We start from the raw sequence: 1,596 nt of genomic DNA, 5'->3' as shown, positions 1-1,596 counted from the left end.
GGCATGGATGCCGGGATAGCCGCGCTGGGTCATGGATGACCCTTCGCGGCGGGCCCACGGAGCAATGCCGGAGTTGAGGGCATGCCGAGCCGGAGCGAGGCACCGAGTGGTGGGGCAAGCCTTTTTTGCTTACTTTTTTTGGCGTCTGAAAAAAAGTAAGTCGCCGTAAGGGCCAGCCCTTTCAAGGTCTTTGATAAAATCCCGCAAAACTCCAGTCAGGGTGGACGAAAGCGATGTGGGCAGAGGTTCTAGCACGGTTTGAGAAAAAAGCACCGGCCAGTGTCATGACCAGAGTGATATTGGAGCAGGCTGTTCCTGCTGAATGGGTCGATCAGGTGTTCGAAGAACACCGTCAGCGGCAGTACCCACGTGAGCTTTTGTTTTCAACCATCGTTGAACTGATGTCCCTTGTTTCATTGGGCTTGCGACCCTCGCTGCATGCCGCCGCGCGGCAGATGGAAGACCTTCCTGTCAGCTTGGCGGCGCTATATGACAAGGTCAGCCGCACAGAGCCTGCGCTACTGCGCGCCCTAGTCACCGGCAGCGCAGAGCGTTTGGCACCGACGGTAAAAGAACTGGGGCACTCAGCCATTTTGCCTGGCTGGCAACTACGGGTCGTTGACGGTAACCACCTGCCTTCCAGCGAAAAGCGTCTGGGCGCTTTGCGCCGTGAACGCGGCGCCGCCCGGCCTGGTTTTTCCGTTGTGGTTTACGACCCCGACCTGGATCAGGTCGTTGATCTTCAGCCTTGTGAAGATGCCTATGCCAGCGAGCGCGTCAGCGTGCTGCCCTTGCTGGAAAAGGCCTGTACGGGACAACTGTGGATGGCTGACCGACTCTACTGCACGCTCCCGGTCATGGAGGCCTGCGAAGATACCGGGGCCTCGTTCATCATTCGCGAACAGAGCAAACATCCACGCCTGCTTAAGGAAAGCGTCTGGCAGGTGCCTGTCGCGGTCGCGGCAGGCAGCGTGCGCGAGCAAATCATCGAAGTAAAAGGTGGACGCCAGTGGCGACGAGTCGAACTGAACCTGCAAAAACCCACCGAATCCGGCGATACCACGCTGCTGTTCTGGAGCAACTTGCCCGACTCTATCAGTGCTGAGCAAATCGCCGATTTGTACCGCCGTCGCTGGAGCATCGAAGGGATGTTCCAGCGCCTGGAAGCGGTGTTGGACAGTGAAATCGAAACCTTGGGCAACCCTAAAGCAGCCCTGCTGGGATTTGCGTCGGCCGTGTTGGCTTACAACGTTCTGGCCGTGCTCAAACGCAGCGTCGAGCAGGCTCATCGCCAGACCCTGCCCGACGATTGGGAAGCATCGATTTATCACCTAACGGTACAGGTACGCAGCGGTTACGAGGGGATGCAAATAGCCTTGCCAGAATATCTATGCATCCCGATCCCCGCTGCAGGACTGACTCAGTACCTGCTTGCACTCGCTCGAAATATCCAGCCCAAAGCGGTCGCCAAGAGCAAACGAGGCCCGAAAGTGCCCAAGTCAAAGGAGTGGCTGGAAGGCAAAGCCGCGAATGCCCACGTGTCAACGGATCGGGTGCTCAAGGCAGCTAAAATCAAAAGACCTTGAAAGGGCTGGC

Annotated in this window: 1 protein-coding gene; it reads left to right on the top strand. The window is 57.8% G+C overall.

The features are described from left to right. The first annotated feature begins 284 nt into the window (after nt 1-284). Nucleotides 285-1,586 carry an IS4 family transposase gene (locus tag AD663_RS27985; RefSeq protein WP_083455125.1) on the top strand — a complete coding sequence of 434 codons (1,302 nt, stop codon included), beginning with the start codon at nt 285-287 and terminating at the stop codon, nt 1,584-1,586. Nucleotides 1,587-1,596: the final 10 nt, after the last annotated feature.

The organism is Pseudomonas sp. Q12-87 (genome assembly GCF_001269755.1).
Lineage (GTDB): Bacteria > Pseudomonadota > Gammaproteobacteria > Pseudomonadales > Pseudomonadaceae > Aquipseudomonas > Aquipseudomonas fluorescens_S.
The sequence above is the reverse complement of the archived record's forward strand: the minus strand, read 5'-3'. Positions and strand labels throughout refer to the sequence as shown.

What these genes read in the sequence shown, in the direction of transcription:
- AD663_RS27985 (WP_083455125.1), top strand. Translation starts at nt 285, where the DNA reads ATGACCAGAGTGATATTGGAGCAGGCTGTTCCTGCTGAATGGGTCGAT.